Genomic DNA, 25663 nt, shown 5'->3' on the forward strand with positions numbered 1-25663 from the left:
AGTTCATATCGTGAGGAATCGACGCATGGCAGAAATCACTGGGGATCAGCGCGTCCAGTCCGAGGTGCTGGAAGGCCTGGCGACCGCTGTCAACCACCGTCGCTGGTTCGTCGAACTGGCGGTGCCGCACCTCGGTGACGACCCGATCGAGATCGGCAGCGGTCTCGGTGACTACGCGCTGGAATGGTCGCGGCGGCTCCCCCGGTTCACCGCCACCGAGGCCGATCCGGACCGGCTGGTGCAGCTCAAGGAGCGCCTCGCCGACCAGCCGAACATCGATGTCCGGCAGATGCTGCTGCCGCACAACGATCGGGGCGACTACAGCGCCGCGGTCTCGTACAACGTGCTGGAGCACATCGAGGACCACGTGGGCGCGCTGCGCAGCATGCGCGACCTGGTCCGCCCCGGCGGTGCCGTGATCATCATCGTGCCGGCATTCCAGTTCGCCATGAGCCCGGCCGACATCGCCACCGGGCACGTCCGCCGCTACACGAAGAGGACGCTCGGAGCGGCGATGACCGACGCCGGCCTGACCGTGGAGAAGATCCACTACGCCAACGCGCTGGGCCTGCTCGGCTACTTCATGGCCACCAAGGTCTTCCGGCTGATGCCGAAGGAGGGCCCGATGGTGAAGGTGTACGACACGGTGGTCCTCCCCGCCACCAAGGCCGCCGAACAGCGCATCCGCCCCCCGTTCGGCCAGTCCGTCTTCGCCGTGGCCCGCGTCCCGTCCTGACCCCACCCCCGCGATCTTGCACTTACCTTCCTGAAGCAAGTGCAAGATCGCGGGGCAGGGATCATTCCTTGATCTGGCAGGTCGGGCGGATCACCGCTCGGGCGAGGGTGTGGAACGTGAGGTTGAAGCCGACGTAGGCGGGGCTGGCGTCAGGGGTCAGGTCGAGGCGGTCGACGTCCAGCGCGTGCACCGCGAAGACGTACCGGTGTGGGCGGTCACCGGGAGGCGGAGCCGCGCCACCGTAGCCCTGCTCGCCGTAGTCGTTGCGGACCGAGAACGCTCCACCGAGGTCCGCGCCCGCCGCGCCACCCGCGCCACTGGGCAGCTGGGTGACGTCGACCGGCACGTTCACCAGCACCCAGTGCCAGAAGCCGCTGCCGGTCGGCGCGTCGGGGTCGTAGCAGGTCACGGTGAAGCTCTTCGTCTCGGCGGGGAAGTCCGACCAGGCCAACTGCGGGGAGACGTTGTCACCGCCGGTGCTGCCGTGCGCGTGCCGGGCATCCATCGGCTCGCCGTTCTGCACATCGTCACTGGTCAGGGTGAACGAGGGCACCGTCGGCAGCAGCTCGTACGGGTCCGGGGCGATCGGTCGTTCCAAGGTCATCGGGACGCGTCCTTCCGGTGTTCGCGGAGATTCCTGCCCCTTCTTACCCCTTCGCGGCCTCTCCGACGACCAGAAGCGGTAGTGCCGGGTCAACGGCGCTACCGTTGAGTCCGGGGCAACGCTCCACAGGGGGACCTCGTGGCCGGGATCTGGCGGGACTTCGCAGCAGCCGTCTTCACCGCGCTGCGCCGCCGGGACGAGCGGGCCATCGCCGAGGAGCGCCGGCGCGCCATCGAGCGGCTGGCCGACGAGACGATCCGGGAGAGCCGGCGGGCCGCGGACCCACCGGAGTGACGGCGGCGAGGGGTACGGGACCAACCGCTGGCCGTGTCTCTCCGCAACAAAACGCCAGCCACCGGACTCCGGCCGACCGCTCGGGTTATCTGAATGCCGCGAGCCCGGCGTGGCGAACGATGAAGATGAGGTGATGGGGCGGATCTTCCGGTCGCGGCCGGTGGTGACCAAGGAGACGCACCGAACGACCCTTTTCGAGATCTTCTTCGATCTGGTGTTCGTCTTCGGTTTCATCCGGGTCACCGAGTTCATGAGCGCACGGCCCGCGCCGGTGACCATGGTGCAGGGTTTCCTCGTACTCCTGCTGCTGTGGAACTCCTGGCTGGTGTACTCCTGGCTGGGAAACCAGGCCCGAATCGATGTCGGGCCGATCCGTGCCGGCGTCACCGTCGGGATGGCAGCCGTCTTCCTCGCCGCTCTCGTCATCCCCGACGTCTGGGAATCCGGACCGGGAGCGTTGGGACCCCGGCTGATCCTGGTACTGGCCTACATCGTGGTGCGAGTGATCCATCTGGTCCTCTACCACTGGGCAGCGGTGGGCAGTCCACGGCTGCTCCGGACCATTCGCGTGTACGCCCTCACCACCCCACTGTCCTGGGTCCCACTGGTCCTTGGTGCCGTCTTCGGCGGCACCGCGCAGATCCTGCTCTGGACGGCAGCGCTCGTAATCGACATGGGCGGCGGGGTGGTCGCCTCCATGCTGAGCGGATGGCCCGTCCGCAGCCCGGGCCACTTCGCGGAGCGGCACAGCCTCGTGGTGATCATCGCCCTCGGTGAGTCCCTGATCTCGGTGGGCGCCGGGGTCGGGGCGGGAATGACCCATGGACCGGTCCTGGTGGCCGCGCTCCTCACGCTCACCGTCACGGTCTGCCTGTACTGGCTCTACTCCCGGAACGCGGTGGCCGCAGGGAAGGCGTTGACGAGGAAATCCGGCCTGGGACGGGGTCAGGTCGCCGCCAACGCCTACACCGTTGCCCACTTTCCGCTGATCGCCGGCACCATCTACCTGGCACTGGGGGTCGAGCAGGTGCTCGCCCACCTGGCACACCATCAGTCGCACGACACCGTCGAGGGGCGCCTGGGCTGGACGCCGGCCGTCGCACTGTTCGGCGGGACCGCCCTGTACCTCGCGGGGCGGGCGACCTTCCTGAGCCTCAGCGTCCGGTCCGTGGCACCGGGACAATTCCTCGCTCCCGCTGTGGTGCTGCTGCTACTTCCCGCCGGCCGGTTCCTGCCCGGCCTGGTCGCTCTCGGCCTGCTCACCGCGTTCCTCGTCGTTCTTGTCAGCTACGAGGCGGTGGCCAGATGCGGGCGAGGGTCCAGTGCCCGGTCGGAACCGGAGGTCACGGCCGGATGACGACGTTCGCGAGCGGCTCGCCCGCCGCGTACCGCCGGACCTGGTCGACCAGCAGCCGGCGGGCCCGGGGCGCCAGCGCGGCAGTCAGGCCGCCGACGTGCGGGCTGATCAGGACGTTCGGTGCGGACCACAGCGAGTGGTCGGCGGGCAGCGGCTCGGGTTCGGTGACGTCCAGGGCAGCGTGCAGCCGGCCCGTGCTGAGCTCGGCGAGCAGCGCCTCGGTGTCCACCACCCGTCCCCGCGACACGTTCACCAGCAGGGCGCCGTCGGCCATCCTGGCGAGGAAATTCTTGTTCACCAGGCCCTCGGTCTCCGGCGTCAACGGCGTGGCCAGGATGACGACATCCGCTCGTGGCAACATCTCCGGAAGTTCGGAAACCGGCCGTACGCCGGGGCGGGGGCTTCGAGCCACCCGGTTGATCTCCACCTCGAACCCAGCGAGCCGGCGCTCGATCGCGGCGCCGATCGAGCCGTACCCGACGATCAGCACCCGGGCGTCAGCCAGCCCGGTCGACCAACCCGAGACCCAGCGGCCCTCGCCCCCGGCCCGGACGAACTCCGGCAGCCGGCGCCGGGCCGCAAGGGTGAGCGCAACGGCCAGCTCGGCGGTGGCCGCGTCGTGCACGCCCCGGCCGTTGGCCAGAGTCAGGCCGGGCCGCAGGTACGGCAGGACATGGTCGTAACCGGCGGTCGCGGTCTGCACCACCTTGAGCCGGGGCATCCGGGCGATCGGCTCGCAGAACCGCGGATCGATGACCCCGTACGGAACCGCGTAGAACTCGACATCGTCCAGATTCTCGGGCACGGGTCGAGTGCCGTCGTACAGCGCGACGTCCAGATCGCCAAGCTCGGCCAACGCGTCGGGGTGAGAGATCAAGTAGCGCACGGCCACCATCATGCTGGATCGCCCCGAGCGGGACTGCTCGCCATCCAGACCCCCCGACCAGCGTTTGCACTGGTCAGGGGGCGTTCAATCTGTTCCGAGGGGCGGAGGGTGTGGGATTCGAACCCACGAAGAGGTTGCCCCCTTACCGGTTTTCAAGACCATGCAGCTTAGGCTCGTGACCTGCTGTTATGAGGGCCACCGCCCACCCTGCGACACGGATCCGGCACGAGCTTGGCGACATCGGCAGACAGCCACAGCGCGAGACACCGATGCCTCGCTTACAAGAGGAAGATGCCCCTGGCGGGGCACCCGCGGGTTTGTGAAACTCGATGCGTCGCCCGCCGACGTCGACAGAGCTTGGCACCTGCGAGCCCGTTTACAAGAGTGACGCTGGAACCCGCCTCGGTAGGTACCCCGGGTTGCCGCTATGAGCGCGTGTCTGAGTTTCTTGATCTTTCGCGGGTCCCGCGGGCGACACCTTGTCGGCTCGGCTCCACCACGGAGGCGTCGTGGAAATCGTCTATCCGCGGGTCGCGGCGATCGACGTGCACAAGAAGCAGATCACGGTGGCGGTCCGCATCCCGGGCGAGCAGGCCGGGCAGCGCCGCCAACAGGTACGCAAGTACCCGACGTTCTACAGCGCGTTGCGGGAAATGACCGGCTGGCTGATCGCCGAGCAGGTCACGCACGTGGCGATGGAAGCCACCGGCGTGTACTGGCGGCCGGTCTTCCACGCCCTCGCCGAAGCTGACGGGCTTGAGCTCCTGTTATGCAACGCCCACCACGTCAAGAACGTGCCGGGCCGCAAAACCGACGCCTCCGACGCGGTGTGGCTGGCCGAGCTGTGCGAGGTCGGGCTACTGCGCGGCAGTTTCATCCCCCCGGCCGACATCGCCGCGATCCGGGAACTGACCCGCTACCGCAAGAAGCTGATCGAGGAACGCACCCGCGAGACCCAACGCTTGCACAAGGTCCTCGAAGACGGTGGCATCAAGCTCGATTCCGTCGCCTCCGACGCCACAGGTGTCTCCGGCCGGGCGATGATCGAGGCGCTCATCGCCGGCGAACGCGACCCCGCGGTGTTGGCAGATCTGGCCAGAGGTGTGCTGCGCAAGAAGATCCCCGATCTGACCCTCGCCCTCGCAGGCCGGTTCGCCGACCACCATGGCCTGCTCTGCCGGCTGCACCTAACCCACATCGACCACCTCAACGACATGATCAGCAAGCTCAACGCCCGCATCGACGAGGCCATCACCCCGTTCGCGGCGCAACGGGACCGGCTCAAAACCATCCCCGGCGTGGGTGACCTCGCCGCCCAAACGATCATCTCCGAGATTGGGGTGGACATGACCCGCTTCCCCACCCCAGCCCACCTCGCCTCCTGGGCCGGCCTCTGCCCCGGCAACCACGAATCAGCCGGCAAACGCAGGAAAGGCACCACCCGCCACGGCAACCCACACCTCGCCACCGTCCCACCCCGCACGCTGCCTCCAGCTCTCTCGCTGCCGGCGCGCGCTCGCCATCGTCTTCGACGGCCTCGCGCCACACCCGAACGCATGGGCGCAAACACACCACCAGCCCGAACCATCCCAGCCCCAGAGCAACCACCTACATAACGAACCCGGGCTGCGTATTAGCCGTGGAACCGGTTATTCATCACTCCGACTATCGAGACCCCTGTGGCCGATTATGACCGGCAGCCAACGGCCCGCCTGAGGTTCAACGCGACGCATCCCCACGACCGGACCCCCAGGGTGCCCCTAACGGACCGCGCGGTGTGCCCCTATTGCAGCAGTGGAATTTGCGGGGGTGTCCCCGATGCCCCCCAGCCGGTTTTCAACCAAACTTGTGTACACAGTGGACAAACTGTTCACATCGAGGAGTGTCTGCACGTGGATACGAGCCAGCCCGTGGAGCCGCAGCCGACCCAGCCTGTGGAGCCGCAGCCGACCCAGCCCGTGGAGCCGCCGTCGATCCTGCCCGTAGGTACGCCGCCGTGCGATGGCCTGCATGACTTCGTGCTCAACCTGTTCGTCGACGTCGACGCGCGGGCGGCCTACGACCTCGACCCGGAGGGCGCGCTGCAGGCCGCCGGGCTCACCGACGTCACCGCCGCCGATGTGCAGGATGTCATGCCGCTGGTGGCCGACTACGCCCTGCTTGGCGAGGTGACCGCCGGGACTGGTTTGGACGGTGTCAGCACCGACCTGACCGGCGCGCTCGACCTGGGGGACACTCTCGACGCGGACGTGGTGGGCGTGGTGGGTGTGGTGGCCGACCCGCTGGTGGGTGACATGACCTGCACGATCGGCGACCCGGGCGGGGTACTGGGCGGTGACGGCCTGCTGGGCGGCGCGCTTTCCGGCGTCCAGGGTCAGGTCGATATCGTCGGCGGGCTGGGCGTGGACAGCACTTTGGGCGGGCTGGGCGTAGACGACACGCTGGGCGGGCTCGGCCTGGGCGACGGGCACGCCGGGATGGTGCCGGTCGACCTGCCGTCCCCGGTAGGCGCCGTGACCGGCCAGGTCGACGGCCTCCTCTCCAGCACGGTGGGCACCGTGAACGGCGATGCCGGAGCCCACCACGACGCCTCGGCGGTTGGCAACAGTCCCCTGATGGACAGCAACGCTCTGATCTGACCGGACACAACTCACCGCGGGGCGGCCGAGCCCCCCCCACCCCACCCTCCCGGCCGGCCGCGACTCGCGGCCGGCCGGAAGGGTTAGCTCTGTGGTCATAGAATTTGGAGAATAATTCTGCGTGATGTGAATTGGGCGCAGGGCCAAGCCACGGCTTCCAACGCGACTCGCGATTATGCTCATCGTCCCAAATCTGGGGTGGCCTCCGGCTCTTCGGTGCGGCGAGACGCATCTGTAGTGCGTCACCGCAGAAGATCTAGCGAGTCGCGCTCCTTGCAAACTTGGGCGATTACTACTTCTGTGCTCCTATGGGGTTCCGCATTCGTCGCCATTAGGCATGTCGGCGTCGAATTCTCCGCCGGCCCGCTCGCTCTGGCGCGCCTATTCACGGCGGGTGTGGTTCTGGGAATCGTCGTTCTCCTCCGGCGCCCTGGCGTTTGGCCAGCGCGCCGGGCGTGGCTCAAAGTGATTGTAGTGGGACTAACCTGGTTCGCCTTCTACAACTTTGCACTCAATTGGGCCGAACAGCGCATTGATGCCGGCACGGCTGCAATGCTCATTGGCAGCGGCCCGATTTTTATTGCGGTCTTGGCAGGAGCCGTGCTGGGCGAGGGCTTCCCGCGAACACTCGTTACCGGAACAATTGTGGCGCTCATAGGCATGTTGCTTATCGCTGCCGCTACTTCTACCGAAGCTCGGACCGACCTCTTGGCAGTCCTAATGTGCCTCGGCGCCGCAGCAGCGTATGCCATAGCCGCCACAGTACAGAAACCACTATTAGCTCAAGCATCTGCTCTCAATGTAACATTGCTCACCGTCCTTGTCGGTGCAGCCGCATGCATGCCGTTCGCACCCGATCTGATACACGAGGTACAGGCCGCCAAAGCGACAACCGTCGGATGGCTGATCTTCCTGGGTGTCGGACCGACAGCCCTAGGCTTCACCACCTGGGCATACGCATTGGCGCGGAGCCCCGCCGGGCGGCTCAGCGTTGCCACACACCTAGTCACCCCAGTTGCGGCAATCATGAGTTGGGCACTGCTCAATCAGACGCCACCCATACTCACCCTCGTTGGAGGTGCCCTTTGCCTCGTGGGGGTCTACATTTCACGAAGAAAAGCCAGATAGCCAAAACGTAGAGCGTATCTCGGTGTGAGTTTGAGATTGCGCTTGGCGCTTATGCAGGTCAGGATCATGTTTGCTGTTGGTGGCGGAGGGTGTGCATTCGAAGTCAAATGATCCAAAAAGCATCCGGCCGGGCTCATGGCGGAAGCTCGGCACCTCCGGAGGGGGGTGCGAGCCACGGTCGCACCCTATGCCTGACCTGGGCGAGTGCTGGCAGTTGCGCGACAACGCGGGCAATTTTGGCACGCATGTGGCACGGAGTGCCGGCCAGCGGTCTGGCCCTGATGACCTATGACGACTGATGCCCCAGTGCTCTCCTGGCATGACGGGCACCGCTTGACAACCCAAGACCCGATGGACTCCATCCAGTGGCGAGCACCGAAAAACACCGATCAAGTCCGACCGGAAAATGGTTGTGAATCCCGAACAGGCCCGTTCTCTCCTACCGGCAGTGCGGGAACGCGACCCCCACTTGGAAGGCTTCTTCGCCTGCATGTACTTCGCCGCTCTCCGCCCCTCCGAGGTAATCCACCTACGCGTCGACGAATGCGAGCTACCCCAGAACGGGTGGGGTTGGCTCCACCTCAGCGGCTCCACACAACAGGTCGGCGAGGATTGGAGCGACAGTGGCCAATCGCTGGAAGACCGAGAGTTGAAGCACCGGGCGCAGAAGGCGGACCCGCGACGTGCCGGCCTGCCCCGAGTTGGTCCGCATCCTGCGGCGTCACCTCCGAGAGCACTGCCAAGACACCAACGGGCGGATGTTCAACGCCACTGGTGCGCGACCGGCCCCGGTTTCCAAAAGCACCTATCTCCGAGCCTGGCGGCAGGCACGCGGGGCCACGCTGACACCGGCTCAGCAGCGCTCACCGCTGGCACACCGGCCATACGACCTGCGGCACGCCGCCATGTCGCTCTGGCTCAACGCCGGAGTGCCGGCTACCCAGGTCGCCCAATGGGCCGGACACAGCGTGCACGTGCTGCTCAAGGTCTACGCCTCGTGCATCGACGGACAGGACGAGGCCGCCCGCAGGTGAATCGAGGGAGCGCTAGGCACCGAGGACGGCACCAAGCCGGCCGAAGGGCCGGAGGGCGCCGACACGTAAACGACACGACCAGTGAGACACGGCGGCCCCGAGCGAGACGAAGTGAAACCGGTTCGCTATTCATAAACACGCCCTCTGACCAGCGTTCGCGCTGGTCAGAGGCCCTTTCGCTGTCCAGGGGAGCGGAGGGTGTGGGATTCGAACCCACGAAGAGGTTGCCCCCTTACCGGTTTTCAAGACCAGCGCCATCGGCCACTAGGCGAACCCTCCCGGGCCGCCACCCGAGGGTGCGCGGCCGTGCCTAGTCTGCCATGGCACCGGTCGCGCGGCCCGGCGTCCCTCCCTGACCGGGCGGCACAACGCCGAAATCCGCACGAACGTCCACAGTGGTTGCCGGGACGCGTCGGGTGCGCCTGCGGCCCGCAGTGTCATCGGGTAAGACTGAGCCCATGCGAGCCATCACCATTCCGCAGCCCGGTGGACCCGACGCGCTGATCTGGGCTGAGGTCCCCGATCCCGAGCCCGGCCCGGGCGAGGTGATCGTTGATGTGCGGGCCGCCGGGGTCAACCGCGCGGACCTGCTGCAACGGCAGGGGCACTACCCTCCGCCGCCGGGCGCACCCGAACACCCCGGGCTGGAGTGCTCCGGGGTGATCAGCGCGATCGGTCCGGAGGTGACCGGGTGGGCGGTCGGCCAGCAGGTCTGCGCGCTGCTGACCGGCGGTGGGTACGCCGAGCGGGTCGCGGTCCCCGCCGGGCAGTTGCTGCCGGTGCCGGCCGGCGTCGACGTGGTCGACGCCGCAGCGCTGCCCGAGGTGGCCTGCACCGTCTGGTCGAACCTGGTCCCGGTGGGCCGCCTCCGCCCGGGCGACACGCTGCTGGTGCACGGCGGCGGCAGCGGGATCGGCACCTTCGCGATCCAGTTCGGGGTGGCCCTCGGCGCCGAGATCCTGGCGACCGCTCGTGCGGCCAAGCATTCCAGGCTGCGCGAACTGGGCGCGGCGCACACGATCGACTACCGGGAGCAGGACTTCGTCGAGGAGGTCCGGCGCGCCACCGACGGCCACGGCGTCGACGTCATCCTCGACATCATGGGCGCGTCCTACCTGGGCCGCAACGTCGCCGCGTTGGCCACCGGTGGCCGACTGGTGGTGATCGGGCTGCAAGGTGGCCGCAAGGCCGAACTGGATCTCGGCGCCCTGCTGACCAAGCGAGCCAGCATCTCGGCGACGACCCTGCGCGCCCGGCCGCTCACCGAGAAGGCGGAGATCGTCCGGGGCGTACGGGACGAGGTGTGGCCGTTGATCGAGGCTGGCAGGATCCGGCCGGTGGTGGACCGGCGGCTGCCGATGACCGAGGCGGCCGAGGCGCACCGGCTGGTCGAGTCGAACGATCACATTGGCAAGGTGCTGCTCACCGTCGGGTGACGTCGGTCACCGGGCGGGGTGGTGTGCGCGTCAGGCGGACGCGTCGGCCGCCGGCCGGGGCAGCATCAGGCGGGCGCCGGGCCCCTCGCCGCCGAGGGCGTCACCGGGGTTGTAGAGCGCGCAGCGCTGGAGGGACAGGCAGCCGCAGCCGATACAGCCGTCCAGGTCGTCGCGGAGCTTGGCGAGCAGCCGGATCCTCTCGTCCAGCCGGCCCCGCCAGCTGGCGGAGAGCCGCGCCCACTCCTGTGGGCTGGGCGTACGCGCCTCGGGCAGCGAGTCCAGCGCCGCGCGGATCTCGTCCAGCGAGACGCCGACCTGCTGGGAGATCCGGATGAAGGCGACGCGGCGCAGCTCGGCGCGGGCGTACCGGCGCTGGTTGCCGCCGGTGCGGTCGGCGCGGATCAGACCGAGCCGCTCGTAGTAGCGCAGCGCCGACGGCGCCACGCCCGAGCGGACGGACAGCTCGCCGATGGTCAGTGAGTCCTGCATCACCCGGTCCTTGAGTTGAAGTGCCCTTCAACTTACACGCTATCCAGATGACGACTGCCAACGCGGCCCTGCCGCCGGTGCCGGGGCCGGTGGCCGGCCCACTGGAGCGGCTACGCGCCGGCCGGGAGTTCGGGGCCAACGTGTACTCGACCATCGATGTGCTCTGGGTGCTCTACCACCGCGTCCTGCGGATCACCCCGGAGACCGTCGACGATCCCGAGCGGGACCGGTTCCTGCTCTCCAAGGGGCACGCCGTGGCCGGCTACTACGCGGTGCTCGCCGCCAAGGGCTTCCTCCCCGCCGGCTGGCTCGACGACCAGGGCGGCCCGGCGAGCCGCCTCGGCGACCACCCGGACCGCACCCTGGTGCCGGGGGTGGAGATCGGCTCCGGCTCGCTCGGGCACGGCCTCGGCCTGGGCGTGGGCACCGCGCTCGGGCTGCGTGCCCAGGGCCTGCTCACCCCCCGGGTGTACGTGCTGCTCGGCGACGCCGAACTGGACGAGGGATCGAACCACGAGGCGATCGCGTACGCCGGTGCCACCGGCCTCGGCAGCCTGACCGCCGTGGTCGTCGACAACCACTCGGCCACCCACGGCTGGCCGGGCGGCGCGGCGGCCCGGTTCACGGTGAACGGCTGGACCGCCGCCACCGTCGACGGGCACGACCACGACGCGCTGCACACCGCCCTCACCGGCCAGCCCCAGGACCGGCCGCACGTCGTCGTCGCGGTCGTCAAGACGGAGGAGTGACAATGCGGGACATCTTCACCGACACCACCACCGAGTTGCTGACCGAGGATCCGCGTACGGCGCTGGTGCTCGCCGACATCTCCGCCGCCGCGTTCGCCCCGGCCGCCGCGCGGCATCCGGAGCGGGTGCTCAATGTCGGCATCCGGGAACAACTGATGGTCGGGGTGGCCGGCGGGCTCGCCCTCACCGGCCTGCGGCCGATCGTGCACAGCTACGCGCCGTTCCTGGTCGAGCGGGCGTACGAGCAGCTCAAGTTGGACCTGGACCACCAGGACGCGGCCGCGGTGCTGGTCGGCGTCGGAGGCTCGTACGACCGCGCGGCAGCCGGCCGGACGCACCTGTCCCCGGCAGACGTGTCACTGATCGACACCCTGCACGGCTGGACGGTGCACGTCCCCGGCCACCCGGCCGAGGTGCCCGCGCTGCTGCGGGACGCGGTGGCCGGCGACGGCTCGGCGTACCTGCGGCTCTCGGTACTGCAGAACGACCGGCCACACGGCGGCGACGGCTCGCTCGCGGTGGTGCGTGATGCCGGGCCTGCGGCCCCGCTGCTGGTGGCGGTCGGACCGGTGCTGGACGCGGCGCTGGACGCGGTCGCCGACCTGCCGGTCACCGTGGCCTACACCCACCGGCCGCGACCGTTCGACACCGCGGGGCTGCGGGCACTGGCGGGAACCGAGGTGATCCTGGTGGAGCCGTACCTGGCCGGCACGTCCAGCCGCGTGGTGTCGGCGGCGCTGGTGGACCGGCCACATCGGCTGCTGGCCCTCGGTGTGGGGAGGAAGGATCTGCGCCGCTACGGCTCGCCCGAGGACCACAACCGGTGGCACGGGCTGGACAGCGCCGGCCTGCGCCGTTCGGTCGACGCCTTCCTGGCGGGGGCGCTGCTGTCCGCCGGCCGCTGAGCGGTCAGCGGGCCGGCGTGGTGGGGCGGCGGCGGGCGCGTTCCCGGCCGAGGATCCAGATCGCCTCGACGCCGTCCTTCCAGGTGATCTTCTTGCCCTCTTCCCGGCCACGCGCCCGGTAGCTGATCGGCACCTCGTACGGACGGATCCGCCGCCGCAGCAGCTTGCCGGTCACCTCGGCTTCCATGCCGAAGCCGCGCGAGCGCACGTCAAGCGACCGGTAGAGCGCCACCGGCATCAGCTTGAAGCAGGTCTCCAGGTCGCCGATGTACGAGTTGAACAGCACGTTCGCCGCCATCGTGACGCCCTTGTTGCCCATCACGTACCAGAAGCTGTAGGCGCTGTGGCTGCCGAAGGTGCGATTGCCGTAGACCACCGTGGCCCGCCCGTCGAGCACCGGGTCGAGCAGCTTGGGGATGTCCTGTGGGTCGTACTCGAGGTCAGCGTCGAGGATGACCATGTAGTCGCCCTCGGCGCTGTCCACCGCCGTCTTGATGGCCGCGCCCTTGCCGGCGTTGCGCGGGTGGGTGATGACCCGCAGGCGGGCGTCGTCGGCGCGACCGAGGACCTCGCCGGTGCCGTCCCGGCTGCCGTCGTCAACCACGACAAGCTCGATCTCGCAGGGATAGTCCACTGCCAATGCCTGTTTGAGGGCATCCGCGATGCGTTCTTCCTCGTTGTAGACCGGCATGAGGATCGAGAGCTTCACGGAAATCTCCACGGTGGCGACGATACGTCGGGCATAGCCTATCCTGGCTGATCGGCGAACGCCGGGCGCCACCGCCGGGCAGTCAGCGTGGCGGCTTCAGCCGGATGGTGTTTACTTCCCGCCATGTCGGCTGCCGGCTCCCTGCTCGCGGCGGTTCCTGCCGCCGCGGTGCTTCTGCTCACCGTCGCGACGAGGCCGCGCGGGGTCGACGCGGTGGCACCGCTGCGGCTCGCGGTGGTACGCGCTGCCGTGCTCACCGGCGCGTACGCGGTGCTCGTCGTCGAGTTGCTCGGCGTGCTGCACGCGCTCACCCGACCGGCGTTCGTCGCCGCCTGGCTGCTCTTCCTGACCGCCGCCGCGACGGCCGCAGGGCTGCGGTGGCGCCAGGTGACCCGGCTCCCGCAGCCACCCGCCGCGGTACCCCGGCCGGTCCCGGTCGGCGCCACCCTGCCCGCCGGCGCCGGCCTGGAGACGCCCGCCCCGCTCGCCGACGGCCGAGCCGGGCGCGCCCCTGCGCCCCGACGGGCTGGTCAGACGCTCGCCGTGGCGGTCGACACCTGGCGTACGGCGGGTCGGGGCGAGCGGCTGCTCGCCGCCACGGTCGGCGGGCTGGTCCTCCTGGAGTTGCTGGTCGCGATCCTGGCCGAGCCAAACAACTTCGACTCGCAGACGTACCACCTGCCCAAGGTCGAGCACTGGGTGGCCCAGGGCGACCTCGACTTCTGGGCCACCGCCATCCACCGGCAGGTGACCATCCCGCCCGGCGCCGAATATCTGCTGCTGCACCTGCGCCTGCTCACCGGTGGGGACCAGCTGCACAACCTGGTGCAGTGGGCGGCCGGGGTGGGCTGCCTGCTGGTGGCCGCGCGGATCACCGCGCAGCTCGGTGGCGGACGGCGGGCCCAGTTGATCACTGCGTTCGTACTGGCCAGCACACCGATGGTGGTGCTTCAGGCGACGAGCACGCAGACCGACCTGGTCTGCGCGGCGTGGGTGGCCTGCGCGGCCACCCTGGTGCTGGACGGGCTGCGCCGCCGTACCGGCTGGGGCACCCTGCTCGCGCTCGGCGCGGCCACCGGCCTGACTGCGGTGACCAAGACCAGCGGCCTGATCGCGGTCGGCCCGCTGCTGGTGCTCTGGGGGTTGGCCCAGCTCCGGCTGGCCCTGACCGCCGACAGGACACCGGCCGGCGCGACGGCGGTCGGTGGGGTGCGTCGGCCGCGGGTGGCCGGCCGGGTGCCCCGCACTGTCGGCGGTTCGGTGCTGATCCTGCTGGTCGCGGCCGTGGTGGTCGGACCGTTCCTGGCCCGGGTGACCGCCGAGTTCGGGCATCCGCTGGGACCACCCCGGCTGCGCGAGTCGATCCCGATGGAACGACACGATCCGCCGTCGATCCTGGTCAACGCGCTGCGAATCGGGCACACCGCGTTCGACACGCCGCTGGCGCCACTGCGCCGGCTGGGCGCCGAGATGATCATCGGCGGGGCGGAGGCGATGGGAGTCGACCCGCAGGACCGGGCGATCACCTTCGGCCGGGAGGTCTTTCCGGAGCCCGCCTGGTACCCGGACGAGGACCGGGTGGCGTTTCCACTCGCCGGGGCGCTGGCGCTGATCGGCATGGCGGTCGCGCTCGTCCGGCCGCGCCGGATCGGCCCGGAGCAGGCGGGGCCGTTGCGCGGGTACGCGGTGGTGGTGCTGGCCACCGTGCTGCTGCACACCTCGATGATCAAGTGGCAACCGTGGGGCAACCGGCTGCTGCTCTACGCCCTGGTGCTCGCCGTACCACTGGCCGGGCTCTGGCTGGACGCAGTCCTCCGCCGCCACTCCAACCCGGCAGCCGGCACGCCGGGCACGGCCCGGGCCGGGACGACCGGCCGGGGGCGGCGGTCGGTGGCAACGGTGGCGGCGGTCACCGTGCTGGCCACCTCGGCGCTGGCCGGGGTGCTCGCGCTGTCGTACGGCTTCCCACGCCGGCTCGTCGGCACCGGATCGGTCTTCACCACCTCGGACTGGGACACCCGGTTCCTGCGTCGCCCACAGTGGGCCGACGAGTTCCGCTGGGCCGCGGCGGCGGTCCGCGACAGCGGTGCGCGCCGGATCGGGCTGGTGCAGCAGAACGACGACTGGGAGTACCCGTGGTGGCTGCTGCTCCGGCAGCCGGACGGACGCTCGCCGGACCTGGTGGCGTTGCAGTCGGTGCTGCCGGAGCGCCCGCCGGCCGACCCCACCTCGGTGAACGCGATCGTCTGCACCGGCAGCCAGCCGGCGTGCGCCAAGCTCGTCCCGGCCGGCTGGCGACTGGAGTTCCGCGGCTACGTCGGTTACGCGCTGCCGCCCGGCCGCTGACCCGACGGAACGCACCGATCGCCGGGCGAGAACGGCATCGGACGCGCCGACAGAAGCCCGACCGCTGAGCACGCCGCCCGGATCGTCCGATCCGGGCGGTTCTGCATCCCGCGCGCAAGGATCCGAAGCGCATTCACATCCGTTGATCGGCACGTTACCGTCTGGTAACTCAATCGACGTCCCGCGATTGAGCCGAAAGGAGTGCGTCGATGCCTGCTACCCCCGCCAGGCCCGAACGCGCGACCCGACGACGGGCCCTCACCGTCGCCGTCGCCGTCGCCGCTCTCGTCCTGCCGATGCTCGCCGGACCGGCCGCCCCCGCCACCGCAGCCGACCGGCCGACCGTCCAACCACTCCCCGCCAACCTGGAAGCCATCCGGGCCGCCGAGGCGACCGCCCTCTACGGCAGCCCGGCGATCCGCCCGATCGACCAGCGCCGCACCGCGCTGATCACCATGGGTGACAGCGAGATCTCCGGTGAGGGGGTCGGCAACTACGTCCCCGGCACCCACCAGCCCGGCAACTGGTGCGACCGCTCGTACGACCAGGCGCTGTTCCGCACCGGCATCTCCTCGGACGCGCAGTACAACCTGGCCTGCTCCGGTGCCACCCCGTGGAACCTGATCGCCGGCGGCCCGACCCAGCACAACGAGCTGAACCAGGGCGACTACCTGGGGATCAAGGCGCGTAACACGCACGTGAAGCTGATCTGGGTGGTCGTCGGCGCGAACGGCGACGGCACGATCCAGTTCGGCCCGGTCGCCACCGACTGCGCGATCAGCCGGGTCTTCTTCCAGGGTCCCTGCTACCCGCGCTACACCGACCAGTGGACGATCCGCACCGACGGCAGTCGTCAGGCCGTGGTCGACGCGCTCACCGACATCCGGCAGACCATGACCAGCGCCGGCTACCTGCGCTCGGACTACGAACTGGTGCTCATGTCGTACCCGAGCCCCGGCAGCCCGGACGTGGAGGACAACCCGAACTTCCCCGGCTGGTACTCCGGTGGTTGCCTGCTCTACCTGGCCGACGCGGCGTTCGCCCGGAACAAGGCCGTGCCGATGTTCGAGTCGGCGCTGCGCGCCGCGGCCACCCAGACCGGCACCCGCTACCTGGATGCCAGCCGGCTCTTCCACGGCCACGAGGTATGCACCGACAACACCTCGGTCCGCGGCCTCTACATCGAGGTGGGGATCTGGGACGAGAACGCCGCCCGGCAGTCGTTCCACCCCAACGCCCGCGGGCACGGCATGTTCGCCCAGTGCATCACCCAGTTCTGGAACTCCGGGCAGGAGCGGGCCAGCTGCGTCGACCCGGCCAGCACCGGCAGCGGAGTGCTCCACCCGGGGTTGCTGGAGTTCAAGCAACTGCGCAACCTGGCCACCCGCACCTGTGTCGACGGCAAGGGGTACGACTCCCGCAACGGCACCATCCAGCAGCCGTACGCCTGCCACGGTGGGCGTAACCAGGGCTTCTGGTACGACGCAGGCCGGCGGTCGCTGCACTCCGAGCTCTCCCACGACCGTTGCCTCGACATCGCCAACGGGTCGCTGACCTCCGGGACCGCGGTCAACATCTACGACTGCAACGGCACCCCCGCCCAGCAGTTCGTCTTCGCCGGCAACCAGATCAAGCCGGCCGGCGCCAGCAACCTCTGCGTGGCGTTCGACAACCCGTGGCTGGGCAGCCCTCGGCTGCGGTTGGCCGGCTGCTCCACCAGCAGCCGGCAGCAGTGGTCGTACGAGCCCCGGACCGCCGCCAACCCGGTCGGCTACGGTCACGACGACTTCATCGGCTCCCGCGTCTACTGACCAGTGCAAGGAAGGGCCCCTTGTTAACGCCTGGCGTTAACAAGGGGCCCTTCCTTGCACTGGGCGCCTACTTGGTGTGGGGGATGAGGATGAGGCGGGCCACGCCCTTGTCGCCGTCCTTCGCACCGGCGACGCCGAACGTCGTGCCGACCTTGACCTCGCTCGACTGCACGGTTGCGCGCCGCTCGACGACCCGCAGGTCGTCGCCGAAGGTCCACGTCATGGTGAAGCCGTCGGTGGACTTCACGGTCATCGAGTCACCGTCGATCGCGGTCACCTCGCCGCGCTGCACGGCAACGGTCTTCGTACCGCCGTCCTTGGTCTGCACCACCGCCTCACCGTGCAGGGTGTTCTTACGCAGCAGCACCCGGGCCTGGCGGCGCGTGCGCCACTCCTCGCCGCGCTTCTGCCGGGCCTTCTCCTCGACGCTGGGGGACGCACCGGGCGTGGCCGACCCGCCGGGTGCCGGGGCGGCCGGCGCGGCAACGGTCTGCACGTCCAGGTCGTTGGCGTCGAAGCCCATGGCGGCCAGTGCCTGGCCCTCCACACCCATCGCCGCGGCGACCTCGACCGCGGCCTCCCGGGCGGGTTGGCTGGCCACCTCGGCCGCGCCGCAGCCGCTGACGCCGAGCGCGACCGCCGCGAGCAGTGACGTGGTGGCGGCGGCGAATCCCCAACGTGGCATGACTTTCCCTCTCGTCCGTGGAGCCCCCAGCCTGCCCGCCGACGACGAGCGGAGCGTCAGGCCGATGTTCGGGTCTGGTAAGGATCACCGGGCAGCCGGACCGTGAATGCGGCACCGCCCTCCGGCGCGTGACCGGCGGCGATCTCCCCGCCCAGCCGGCGGACCAGCCCGGCGGCCAGTGCCAGTCCCAGCCCGCTGCCCACCTTGCGCACCCCCCGGTAACGCTGGTGCAGCGCACCCCGCTCGAACGCCACCGCCAGGTCGTCGTCGGTGAAGCCGGGCCCGCCGTCGCGGACCTCCAGCACGCCGCCGGCGGCCGGGTCCGCGCCGGCCGCCCGGACCGCGAGCACCACCGGCGCCCCCGGGGGTACGACCCGCAGCGCGTTCTCCAGCAGCCCGTCCACCACCTGCCGGATCCGCCCCGGATCGGTGTACACCGACACCGGCCCGCTGGGCGTCTCCAGCCGGAACAGCACTCCGACCGCCGCGCAACGGCCCGACCAGGTCGCCTCGGCGTCGACGGCCAGCCGGGCCAGGTCCACCGGCACCGGTTCCAGCGGGAAGTCGGCGGCCTCCAGCCGGGCCAACGCCAGCAGGTCGCCGATCAACCGGTCCAGGTGCTGGGCCTGGGCCAGCACCGTCCGGCCGGTGCCAGCCGTGCCGTCCGCGTCGATCACGCCGTCGGCCAGCGCCTCGGCGTACCCACGGATCGCCGTCAACGGGGTCCTCAGCTCGTGCGAGACGGAGAGCAGGAACTCCCGCTGGCGGCCCTCGCTGGTGGCCAGTGCGGCGGCCAACCCGTTCAACGCCTCGGCCAGGTCGGCGACCTCGTCCGGCGGCTCGACCGGCACCCGGACCGCGCGGTCCCCGGCGCGCAGACGGGCGGCGGCGGTGGCCGCGACGCGAATCGGCCGGGCCAGCCAGCGGGCCAGCAGCAGCCCGGCCACAACCCCGGCGGCGAGCCCGGCCACCAGCGGTAGCCAGAGGCTGAGCAGCACCTGCCGCCACAGCCCGGTCGTCGAGGCGCGCGAGAGCACCACCCCGTTGCCGCCGGGCAGCGCCCGGCCCTCGACCAGTGCGCGCCGGCCGTTGACCGGGCGGCGGACCGACACGTTGCGGCCCTGCTCGATCCGCTGCACCACCCGGGGTGGCAGGCCCGGCCGGTCGACCGCCCCCCGCCGGATCAGGTACGCGTCGATGCCCTGGGCGCGCAGTTGCTGGATGAGCCGCTCCTCGTCGGCGGTACGACCCCGGTCCAGCCGGGTCCGCAGTACCTCGGCGGCGAGTCGGGCCTGCGCGGCGAGCGCCTCCTGATCGCGTCGCTCCACGCCCCGGATCGCCAGCGGCACCGCGACGATCGCGGTGACCAGCACCGACACCAGCGCCACGGCACAGGTGACCAGCACCGCCCGGGTGGTCAGCGTCCGACCGAACCGGCTGTGCCGGGGTGCGGTCGGGGGCTGGGCGCCGATCACCGGCAGCGCCATGGTCGGCGACTCGGGTCGCGCCGTGGGCTGCTGCCGGCCGGGATGGTCAGGCATCGGCCGCGTACCCCACGCCCCGGTGGGTCCGGATCACGCTGGCCGGGCCGAGCTTCGCCCGCACCTGAGCGACGTGCACGTCGACGGTGCGGGTGCCCGCGTGTGCGGCGTAGCCCCACACGCCGGCCAACAACTCCTCCCGGGTGAAGACCCGCCCGGGCCGGGCCATCAGGTGGGCCAGCAGGTCGAACTCGGTGGAGGTGAGCTGCACCTGGGCGCCGGCGGCGGTGACCGTCCGACGGGCCGGGTCGAGCGTCACCGGACCGACGACGCGCGGCCGGTCCGCACCCTCCGGGCCGCCGGCGGAGCGGCGCAGCACCGCGCGCACCCGGGCGACCAGTTCCCGAGGGCTGAACGGCTTGGTGACGTAGTCGTCGGCGCCCAACTCCAGGCCGACGATCCGGTCCACCTCGTCGTCCCGGGCGGTGAGGAAGATGACCGGGGTCCAGTCGCCGCCCTCGCGCAGCCGGCGGCAGATCTCGGTGCCGGGCAGCCCGGGCAGGGCGATGTCCAGGACGCAGGCCACCGGACGCAGCCGGTGGGCGGCGGCCAGGCCGGCCTCGCCGTCCCGTTCCAGGTGGACGCCGAACCCGTCGCGGGTGAGGTAGAGCCGGACCAGGTCGGCGATGGCCGGCTCGTCCTCGACCACGAGGACGAGCCCGCGGTGCGGCGGTTCGACGGTCACGGACCAATGATCGCCGACCCGGTGCGCCCGGCGCGCTCGGCGCGTGTTCGAGTTCGGTAAAGGCGGGGCGGAAGGCCGCCGCGAGCGGTGGGGCGGTGGAGCGTCAGCGCGCCACGGCGGGGCGGAACACGCTGGGCCGCGCGGCGGCCGGCACCTCGCCGATAGTGGCGACGATCCGCTCGCGGGGCGTCCGCAGACGGGTCCGGAAGGCGTGGTTGAGCAGGGCGTCGAGCTGCCACACCCGCTTCGGGTGGGTGGTGCGGATCAGGAACCGCTCGCGGATCCCGTCGATGGCGGTGGCGGCCAGCTCGACCGAGTGCAGCCGCGGGTCGGGGCTCCAGGTGACATTGCTCAGCTCACGCAGCTCGGTGTTGAGGTGCAGACGCAGCCGGTGCAGCAGCCGGGTCTGCTGGGTCACCACCAACCGACGGTGCGTGAGCAGCAGCAGGTAGTCGCCGGCGACCGGGAGGTCCGGGCGGCTGCAGCGGGTGACCAGGATGGTGGCGTCACCGGAGCCGACACAGCGCCGGAAGACCGGCATGTGCCGGCTCAGGGTCTGCACGGCCAGGCCAGCCTCGGCGGCGGCCGGAAGGAACGTTCGGGAGAAGACGTCCATGACCTGCCCAACGACATCCGGCGGGGGAGTGACGTGGGTCACGACCGTTTTTTGGAACTTCCACGCGCGGTGTCGCACCGGCTGTCCGACATCGAGCCCCTGACGGGCGGCCGACCGGCGTCAGCGGGCCGGCGGCAGCGGGCCGGCGGCAGCGCGCCGAGCCGGTTGAGGATCCGGGGCAGGTCCCGGAAGACCCTACGCAGCAACCAACTCGGCTGGAGCCGCGGCTGCCGAAGATCGAGGTAGTTGCTGTCGATGTTGATCCGCACCCCGCCCCAGGTCTCGTGGTGGTCGCCTCGGTACTGCTTCATCCGACGGCCGGGCATCCAGTACGACGCCGGCAGGGCGCTGTCCGACACCGTCTGGACGCCGTCCCAGCGGGCGAAGTCGATCATGTCAGGGCGGGCATGCCCCGGCCGCTGGTAGACCGCCACCTGGTCCGCCAAGCCCGCCGAGGTGACCTTGGTGTAGAAGCCGGAGAGGAACCGCAGCTGGTGCAGGCGCGTGGTCCACGCGCTCACGAAGGAGTTGACCGCCGCGGTGCAGGCAGGGTTCCCGGCCGGGTAGCTCTCCATGTCGAGCGTGATCATGCTGGCAGGGGACAGACCGAGGCCGCGGGCATTGCGGACCGCGTCGTCGGCTGCCTCACGGCCCTGAGCCGCGGCCCGAGCCGGGTCGATCTTCCGCTGGTACGTCGAGCAGGGCGCCTGGAGGCCGACGTAGAGCGGGAAGAGCCGCCAGCCGGCCGCTTGCTGGGTCGCCACCCAACTCGGGGTCAGGTTGGGCTGGGCACAGCCCCGGTTGACGCCACCGATATAGATGCCGACCGCCCGGTACGGCGACTGCAGCCACGCCTTCATGGCCGCGTTCGACGGAGCGGCGCAGGTGTCGAACCCCAGCCCGGTGAACGTCCCGGGCTGTGGCCCGTCGTACGCGGCAGCGGCCCGCGCCGGCCGAGCGGTGCCGGTCAGCCCGACGCCCACCGCGAACACCACAACCGCCAACGCGGCGAGAACCCGGTAGCTGCCACGAGGCGGGTCGAACCGACGAGGGCTGATCGTCACGTGCATCCCGATCTGATGTGGACGGTGGGCGGGGCCAGCACCAAATCCTGCCCGCTCGGCCCGCCGCCTGTCCAGACCGGTGCCGGCGACCCGTGGACGGCCGCCAGGGATGGCCGGCACGGCCTCAGGCCGCGTCGGATTTCACCAGCTCCGCCAACCAGCCGGGGACCGCCTCGGCGTACTCGGCGCGGGCCGGGTCGGCGGTGTCCAGGGCCCGCCGCCAGGAGAGCGACCGGCTCACCGCGCCCAGGCTCACCGCCAGGTCAGCGGCCTCGACCAGGGTACGGCGGTCGTACCGGTCGGTCCACGCCTCCAGGTAGGCGTCGCGCACCCGGGCCAGCCGGGCGTCGTCGGCCGACAGCTCGGTGGCGTACTGGACCGAGCGCAGGGTCACCAGCAGCGTGCCGAACGGATGCGCCACCGAGGCGTCGCCCCAGTCGAAGTAGCGGTACCCGTCCGGGCCGGCGAAGACGTTGCCGTCGTGCAGGTCGTCGTGCTGCACGGTGGCCGGGATGCCGATGTCGGTGAGCCGGCGGCACCGCTCGGCGTACGCCGGCAACTCGGCCCGCAGCCGCTCGTACGTCTCCGGGCTGAGCCCGTCCTCGTCGCCGATCCGCAGCGACTCGCGATCGTCGAGCAGTTCCGCGAGCAGCCCGGCTAGCGCCTCGGGACGGTGGTCCGGCACGCCGAGGGCGATCAGTTCGTCGGCCCGGGGCGCGCTGGCCAGCTGGAGCGTGGCATACCCGGGCAGCGCCCGCTCCCAGTGCGCCAGGTCCGGGTCGCGGCCCAGCACGTCCCGCAGCGACTCTCCGCCGTCAGGCAGCAGCGACCAGCCGCGAGCCGGGTCCACCGCGATCGGTGTGAGCACCCGCTCGGGCGCCAGCCCGGCCAGCGCCGCGATCAGGACGGCCTCGTGCACCGTGCCCGGGTTGTTGGCCTTGAACCAGACCGGCCCGCCGTCGGCGGGCACCCGCCACACCAGCGACCACGGGCGCTCCCGCGGCTGCACAGGCCCGGTCACCCGCAGGCCGGCCTGGCTCAGCTGCGCGTCCACCCAGGAACGGGCCCGCACCTGCCACTGCTCCCGGGACCAGTCGGGGGCGCGCTCACCGGCGATCGTCGTCACAGTGCGCACCCTAGGCGGCCCAGCCGGGGCGGGGCGAGGCCTTTTCCCCGGAACGACCGGGGCGGGAGTCAGAGCAGCTCGACGATGGTGGCGTTGGCCATGCCACCGCCCTCGCACATGGTCTGCAGGCCGTAGCGGATGCCGTTGTCCCGCATGTGCTGGAGCATCGTGGTCATGATCCGGGCACCGGAGCCACCGAGCGGATGGCCGAGGGCGATCGCCCCGCCGCGCGGGTTGAGCCGCTCCGGGTCCGCCTCGGTCTCCGCCAGCCAGGCCAGCGGCACCGGGGCGAACGCCTCGTTCACCTCGTACACCCCGATCTCCTCGATGCCCAGCCCCGCGCGGCGCAGCGCCTTCGCGGTAGCCGGGATGGGCGCGGTGAGCATGGTGACCGGGTCGTCGGCGGCGACCACGGCGGTGTGGATCCGGGCCAGCGGGCGCAGCCCGTGCCGGCTGGCCCACTCGCCGGTGGTGACCGCGAGGGCCGCCGCGCCGTCGGAGATCTGGGACGCGGAACCCGCGGTCACCACCCCGTCGGCGCGGAACGGGGTGGCCAGCTCGCCGAGCTTCTCCAGCGAGGTGTCCCGGCGGATGCCCTCATCGGCGGCGAACTTGCCGCCGTCGGCAAGCGGCACCGGTGCCAGCTCCGGGTCGAACGCGCCAGCGTCCTGCGCGGCGGCCGCCTTCTCGTGGCTGGCCAGCGCGAACTCGTCGAGCTGGGTACGCGAGAAACGCCACCGCTGGGCGATCAGCTCGGCCCCGACCCCCTGGTTGAACGGCAGCGCCGCGTCGTCGGCGAAGCCCTCCACGCCCCGGTAGCGGGCCCGCAGCTGGTCGCTGAACGGCATGCCGCCGGCCACACTGGAGCCCATCGGCACGCGGGTCATCGACTCCACCCCGCCGGCGACCACCAGATCGGCCTGGCCGGAGAGGACCGTCGCGGCGGCGAAGTGCAGCGCCTGTTGGCTCGAGCCGCACTGCCGGTCCAGCGTGGTGCCGGGCACGGTCTCGGGCCACCCGGCGGCGAGCACCCCGTTGCGGGCGATGTTCCAGGACTGCTCGCCGACCTGGGACACGCAGCCCCAGAAGACGTCGTCGACCTGCGCCGGGTCGAGCCCGGTGCGCTCGGCGAGAGCGCGCAGCACGTGCGCTGAAAGATCGACCGGGTGGACGCCGGCGAGACTGCCCTTGCGCCGCCCGACCGGAGTGCGTACCGCGCCGACGATGACCGCGTCACTCATGTTTACTCCCCGGTAACTTGGGATGTCCCGATCCTACGTCGTCCATGAACCGGCCGTCCGCCCCCGGTCCGGTCCGCCTCCTGACGGGTGCCGGGCGCGGTCGCCCGGTGAACGCTGGCATGCTGGCCGGATGGATGCCGAAGCTTTCCCGGTCCGGCAGTGGCGGGTGCCGGCGGGCGTACCGCTGGCGAAGCTGGCCGGCGCGGTCGTCCTGGTGGCGCTCGGCCTGCTCCTCGCCGAAGGCGACCCGGTGCAGCTGACACTGATCGGGCTGGTCGTCGCCGGTCTGGTCGGCTGGGCGCTGCGCGACCTGCTGGCGCCGGTCCGACTCGCCCTCGACCCGGCCGGCGTGCTCGTCGCCCAGGGTTTCGCCGGCCGCCGGCTGCTCCCGTGGGCCACGGTCGAGCGGATCACCGTGGACCGTCGGCCCCGGCTCGGTCTGACCACCGAACTGCTGGAGATCGACGCCGGGGAGTCGCTGCACCTGTTCGGTCGGTACGACCTGGGGGCCTCCCCGGACGAGGTCGCCGAGGCGCTGCGGACCGCCCGCCCTGCCTGATCGCCCGGCGTCAGCGGCGGCGGCACCAGTGATCCGACCGGTCAGCCGGCGAGCAGTTGCGCGGTGCGGAACAGGACCAGGCCGAGCAGTATCAGCAGGATGATCGACCCGCCAGCGACCTGCACCATCGTGCGCCGACCGCGTGGCGCGTACGCGAGCACCAGGGCCATCGCCCCACCGACCACCAGGCCACCCAGGTGCCCCGGGATCGAGATGCCGGGCACGGTCAGCGTGAACACCAGGTTGATCACCAGGATCGGGATCACCTGGGAGATGTCCCGCCCCAGTTTGCGTTCGATGATGATCAGTGCGGCGAAGAGGCCGAAGACGGCGGTGGACGCACCGGCGGTGGCCGAGTTCTGGGCGCTGAACAGGTAGGCGGCGACGTTGCCGCCGAGACCGGCGATCAGGTAGAGCGCGCCGAAGCGCAGCGGCCCGAGGTTGGCCTCCAGCGACCGGCCGAGCACCCACAGCGCCCACATGTTGAGCAGCAGGTGGATCACGCCGTAGTGCAGGAACATCGCGGTGACCAGCCGGTACCACTCGCCGTCGGCGACCCCACCGAGCGTGCCATCGGGGAAGACGGCCAGGCCGAGCACCGAACCCCAGTTGGTCAGCGGCGTGCTGCCGCCCATCAGGCCGCCGAAGCCGGAGCCGCCCACCGCCGCGTCCCCACCACGGTCGGAGGCGATGGAGAGCAGCATGAGCAGCACGTTCAGCGCGATCAGCGCCTTGGTGACGTAGCCGTGCCGGCCGGCGGTACCGCCACCGAAGGCGGTACGCGCCGGCCGGACGCTGCGACGTCCCTCGTTGACGCACTCCGGGCACTGGTGCCCGACGGACGCCTCCCGCATGCAGTCCGGGCAGATCGGCCGGTCGCAGCGGGAGCACCGGACGTAGGTCTCCCGGCCGGGGTGCCGGTAGCAGACCGGGGTGGTCGGCGGAGACTCGCTCACCGGGCCGACCCTCCGTCCGCCACCGCGCGGTCCACCGGCGCCAGCCGGTGCGGTGCTCCGGAGCGCT

At 71.0% G+C, this 25663-nt stretch carries 25 protein-coding genes and 1 tRNA gene; 13 read left to right on the forward strand and 13 right to left on the reverse strand.

The features are described from left to right. The first annotated feature begins 25 nt into the window (after positions 1-25). Positions 26-736: a class I SAM-dependent methyltransferase gene (locus KBX63_RS16495; RefSeq protein WP_210912127.1), complete on the forward strand. Its 711-nt coding sequence runs from the start codon at positions 26-28 to the stop codon at positions 734-736. A 61-nt stretch (positions 737-797) separates the two neighbouring features. Here the strand turns inward: KBX63_RS16495 and KBX63_RS16500 are convergent, their stop codons facing one another. After that, positions 798-1340: a YbhB/YbcL family Raf kinase inhibitor-like protein gene (locus KBX63_RS16500; RefSeq protein ID WP_210912128.1), complete on the reverse strand. Its 543-nt coding sequence runs from the start codon at positions 1338-1340 to the stop codon at positions 798-800. Between the two features lie 138 nt (positions 1341-1478). Here KBX63_RS16500 and KBX63_RS16505 point away from each other — a divergent pair, with 138 nt between their 5' ends. Further along, entirely contained in the window at positions 1479-1634 is a 156-nt protein-coding gene (locus KBX63_RS16505; RefSeq protein ID WP_210912129.1) for a hypothetical protein, read from the forward strand. 109 nt (positions 1635-1743) lie between these two features. After that, the gene (locus KBX63_RS16510) at positions 1744-2991 is read left to right on the forward strand and encodes a low temperature requirement protein A (RefSeq protein WP_210912130.1); all 1248 of its coding nucleotides are present in this window, start codon (positions 1744-1746) and stop codon (positions 2989-2991) included. On the opposite strand, the gene KBX63_RS16515 is transcribed toward KBX63_RS16510, so the two are convergent. Further along, on the reverse strand, positions 2978-3886 hold the full coding sequence (locus KBX63_RS16515) for a 2-hydroxyacid dehydrogenase (RefSeq protein ID WP_247662530.1): 909 nt from the start codon (positions 3884-3886) through the stop codon (positions 2978-2980). The two genes, KBX63_RS16510 and KBX63_RS16515, sit on opposite strands and share 14 nt — an antisense overlap. 536 nt (positions 3887-4422) lie before the next feature. Between KBX63_RS16515 and KBX63_RS16520 the strand changes: the two genes are divergently transcribed. The 4 genes from KBX63_RS16520 to KBX63_RS16535 all read left to right on the forward strand — a co-directional run bounded on the left by KBX63_RS16520 (position 4423) and on the right by KBX63_RS16535 (position 8678). After that, complete coding sequence (locus tag KBX63_RS16520) at positions 4423-5493, forward strand: IS110 family transposase (protein ID WP_307871741.1); 1071 nt, start codon at positions 4423-4425, stop codon at positions 5491-5493. A gap of 63 nt (positions 5494-5556) precedes the next feature. Then, positions 5557-6516 (forward strand): IniB N-terminal domain-containing protein, encoded by a 960-nt coding sequence (locus KBX63_RS35240; protein WP_210912133.1) that lies wholly within the window; start codon positions 5557-5559, stop codon positions 6514-6516. Positions 6517-6816: 300 nt separating this feature from the next. Continuing rightward, complete coding sequence (locus tag KBX63_RS16530; protein ID WP_307871731.1) at positions 6817-7644, forward strand: DMT family transporter; 828 nt, start codon at positions 6817-6819, stop codon at positions 7642-7644. 758 nt (positions 7645-8402) lie between these two features. Then, a complete protein-coding gene (locus tag KBX63_RS16535) occupies positions 8403-8678 on the forward strand; it encodes a hypothetical protein (protein WP_374102230.1) in 276 nt (91 codons plus the stop codon). A gap of 192 nt (positions 8679-8870) precedes the next feature. On the opposite strand, the gene KBX63_RS16540 is transcribed toward KBX63_RS16535, so the two are convergent. Beyond that, a tRNA-Ser gene (locus KBX63_RS16540) sits at positions 8871-8957 on the reverse strand. A 179-nt stretch (positions 8958-9136) separates the two neighbouring features. On the opposite strand from KBX63_RS16540, the gene KBX63_RS16545 reads away from it, so the two are divergent. Further along, a complete protein-coding gene (locus KBX63_RS16545) occupies positions 9137-10114 on the forward strand; it encodes an NAD(P)H-quinone oxidoreductase (protein WP_210912135.1) in 978 nt (325 codons plus the stop codon). A 30-nt stretch (positions 10115-10144) separates the two neighbouring features. Here KBX63_RS16545 and soxR read toward each other — a convergent pair whose 3' ends face one another. Beyond that, on the reverse strand, positions 10145-10603 hold the full coding sequence (soxR, locus tag KBX63_RS16550) for a redox-sensitive transcriptional activator SoxR (protein WP_210912136.1): 459 nt from the start codon (positions 10601-10603) through the stop codon (positions 10145-10147). Between the two features lie 47 nt (positions 10604-10650). Here soxR and KBX63_RS16555 point away from each other — a divergent pair, with 47 nt between their 5' ends. Both KBX63_RS16555 and KBX63_RS16560 read left to right on the forward strand, forming a co-directional pair. Then, positions 10651-11352, forward strand: coding sequence for a transketolase (locus KBX63_RS16555; protein ID WP_210912137.1), 702 nt, complete (start codon positions 10651-10653; stop codon positions 11350-11352). 2 nt (positions 11353-11354) lie between these two features. Further along, complete coding sequence (locus KBX63_RS16560; protein WP_210912138.1) at positions 11355-12257, forward strand: transketolase family protein; 903 nt, start codon at positions 11355-11357, stop codon at positions 12255-12257. A 4-nt stretch (positions 12258-12261) separates the two neighbouring features. Here the strand turns inward: KBX63_RS16560 and KBX63_RS16565 are convergent, their stop codons facing one another. Then, on the reverse strand, positions 12262-12966 hold the full coding sequence (locus KBX63_RS16565) for a glycosyltransferase family 2 protein (protein ID WP_210912273.1): 705 nt from the start codon (positions 12964-12966) through the stop codon (positions 12262-12264). 123 nt (positions 12967-13089) lie between these two features. On the opposite strand from KBX63_RS16565, the gene KBX63_RS16570 reads away from it, so the two are divergent. Next, positions 13090-15312: a phospholipid carrier-dependent glycosyltransferase gene (locus KBX63_RS16570; RefSeq protein WP_247662517.1), complete on the forward strand. Its 2223-nt coding sequence runs from the start codon at positions 13090-13092 to the stop codon at positions 15310-15312. 209 nt (positions 15313-15521) lie between these two features. Further along, positions 15522-17123 carry a ricin-type beta-trefoil lectin domain protein gene (locus tag KBX63_RS16575; RefSeq protein ID WP_210912139.1) on the forward strand — a complete coding sequence of 534 codons (1602 nt, stop codon included), beginning with the start codon at positions 15522-15524 and terminating at the stop codon, positions 17121-17123. 67 nt (positions 17124-17190) lie between these two features. Here KBX63_RS16575 and KBX63_RS16580 read toward each other — a convergent pair whose 3' ends face one another. The 7 genes from KBX63_RS16580 to KBX63_RS16610 all read right to left on the reverse strand — a co-directional run bounded on the left by KBX63_RS16580 (position 17191) and on the right by KBX63_RS16610 (position 24081). After that, complete coding sequence (locus KBX63_RS16580; protein WP_210912140.1) at positions 17191-17808, reverse strand: hypothetical protein; 618 nt, start codon at positions 17806-17808, stop codon at positions 17191-17193. Between the two features lie 56 nt (positions 17809-17864). Further along, positions 17865-19295: a HAMP domain-containing sensor histidine kinase gene (locus KBX63_RS16585; protein WP_247662534.1), complete on the reverse strand. Its 1431-nt coding sequence runs from the start codon at positions 19293-19295 to the stop codon at positions 17865-17867. Between the two features lie 46 nt (positions 19296-19341). After that, positions 19342-20034 (reverse strand): response regulator transcription factor, encoded by a 693-nt coding sequence (locus KBX63_RS16590; protein WP_210912142.1) that lies wholly within the window; start codon positions 20032-20034, stop codon positions 19342-19344. Between the two features lie 103 nt (positions 20035-20137). Beyond that, on the reverse strand, positions 20138-20650 hold the full coding sequence (locus KBX63_RS16595; RefSeq protein ID WP_210912275.1) for a hypothetical protein: 513 nt from the start codon (positions 20648-20650) through the stop codon (positions 20138-20140). 38 nt (positions 20651-20688) lie between these two features. After that, the gene (locus KBX63_RS16600; protein ID WP_307871733.1) at positions 20689-21714 is read right to left on the reverse strand and encodes a DUF1906 domain-containing protein; all 1026 of its coding nucleotides are present in this window, start codon (positions 21712-21714) and stop codon (positions 20689-20691) included. A 124-nt stretch (positions 21715-21838) separates the two neighbouring features. Further along, positions 21839-22840, reverse strand: coding sequence for a phosphotransferase (locus KBX63_RS16605; RefSeq protein ID WP_210912144.1), 1002 nt, complete (start codon positions 22838-22840; stop codon positions 21839-21841). Positions 22841-22908: 68 nt separating this feature from the next. Continuing rightward, positions 22909-24081, reverse strand: a complete 1173-nt coding sequence (locus KBX63_RS16610) for an acetyl-CoA C-acyltransferase (protein WP_210912145.1) — start codon at positions 24079-24081, stop codon at positions 22909-22911. A gap of 130 nt (positions 24082-24211) precedes the next feature. Between KBX63_RS16610 and KBX63_RS16615 the strand changes: the two genes are divergently transcribed. Next, on the forward strand, positions 24212-24640 hold the full coding sequence (locus KBX63_RS16615) for a PH domain-containing protein (protein ID WP_210912146.1): 429 nt from the start codon (positions 24212-24214) through the stop codon (positions 24638-24640). Positions 24641-24681: 41 nt separating this feature from the next. Here the strand turns inward: KBX63_RS16615 and KBX63_RS16620 are convergent, their stop codons facing one another. Next, positions 24682-25596, reverse strand: coding sequence for a rhomboid family intramembrane serine protease (locus tag KBX63_RS16620; protein WP_210912147.1), 915 nt, complete (start codon positions 25594-25596; stop codon positions 24682-24684). Positions 25597-25663 lie beyond the last annotated feature (67 nt).

It is taken from the genome of Micromonospora sp. U21 (assembly GCF_018070045.1).
Taxonomy (GTDB): domain Bacteria; phylum Actinomycetota; class Actinomycetes; order Mycobacteriales; family Micromonosporaceae; genus Micromonospora.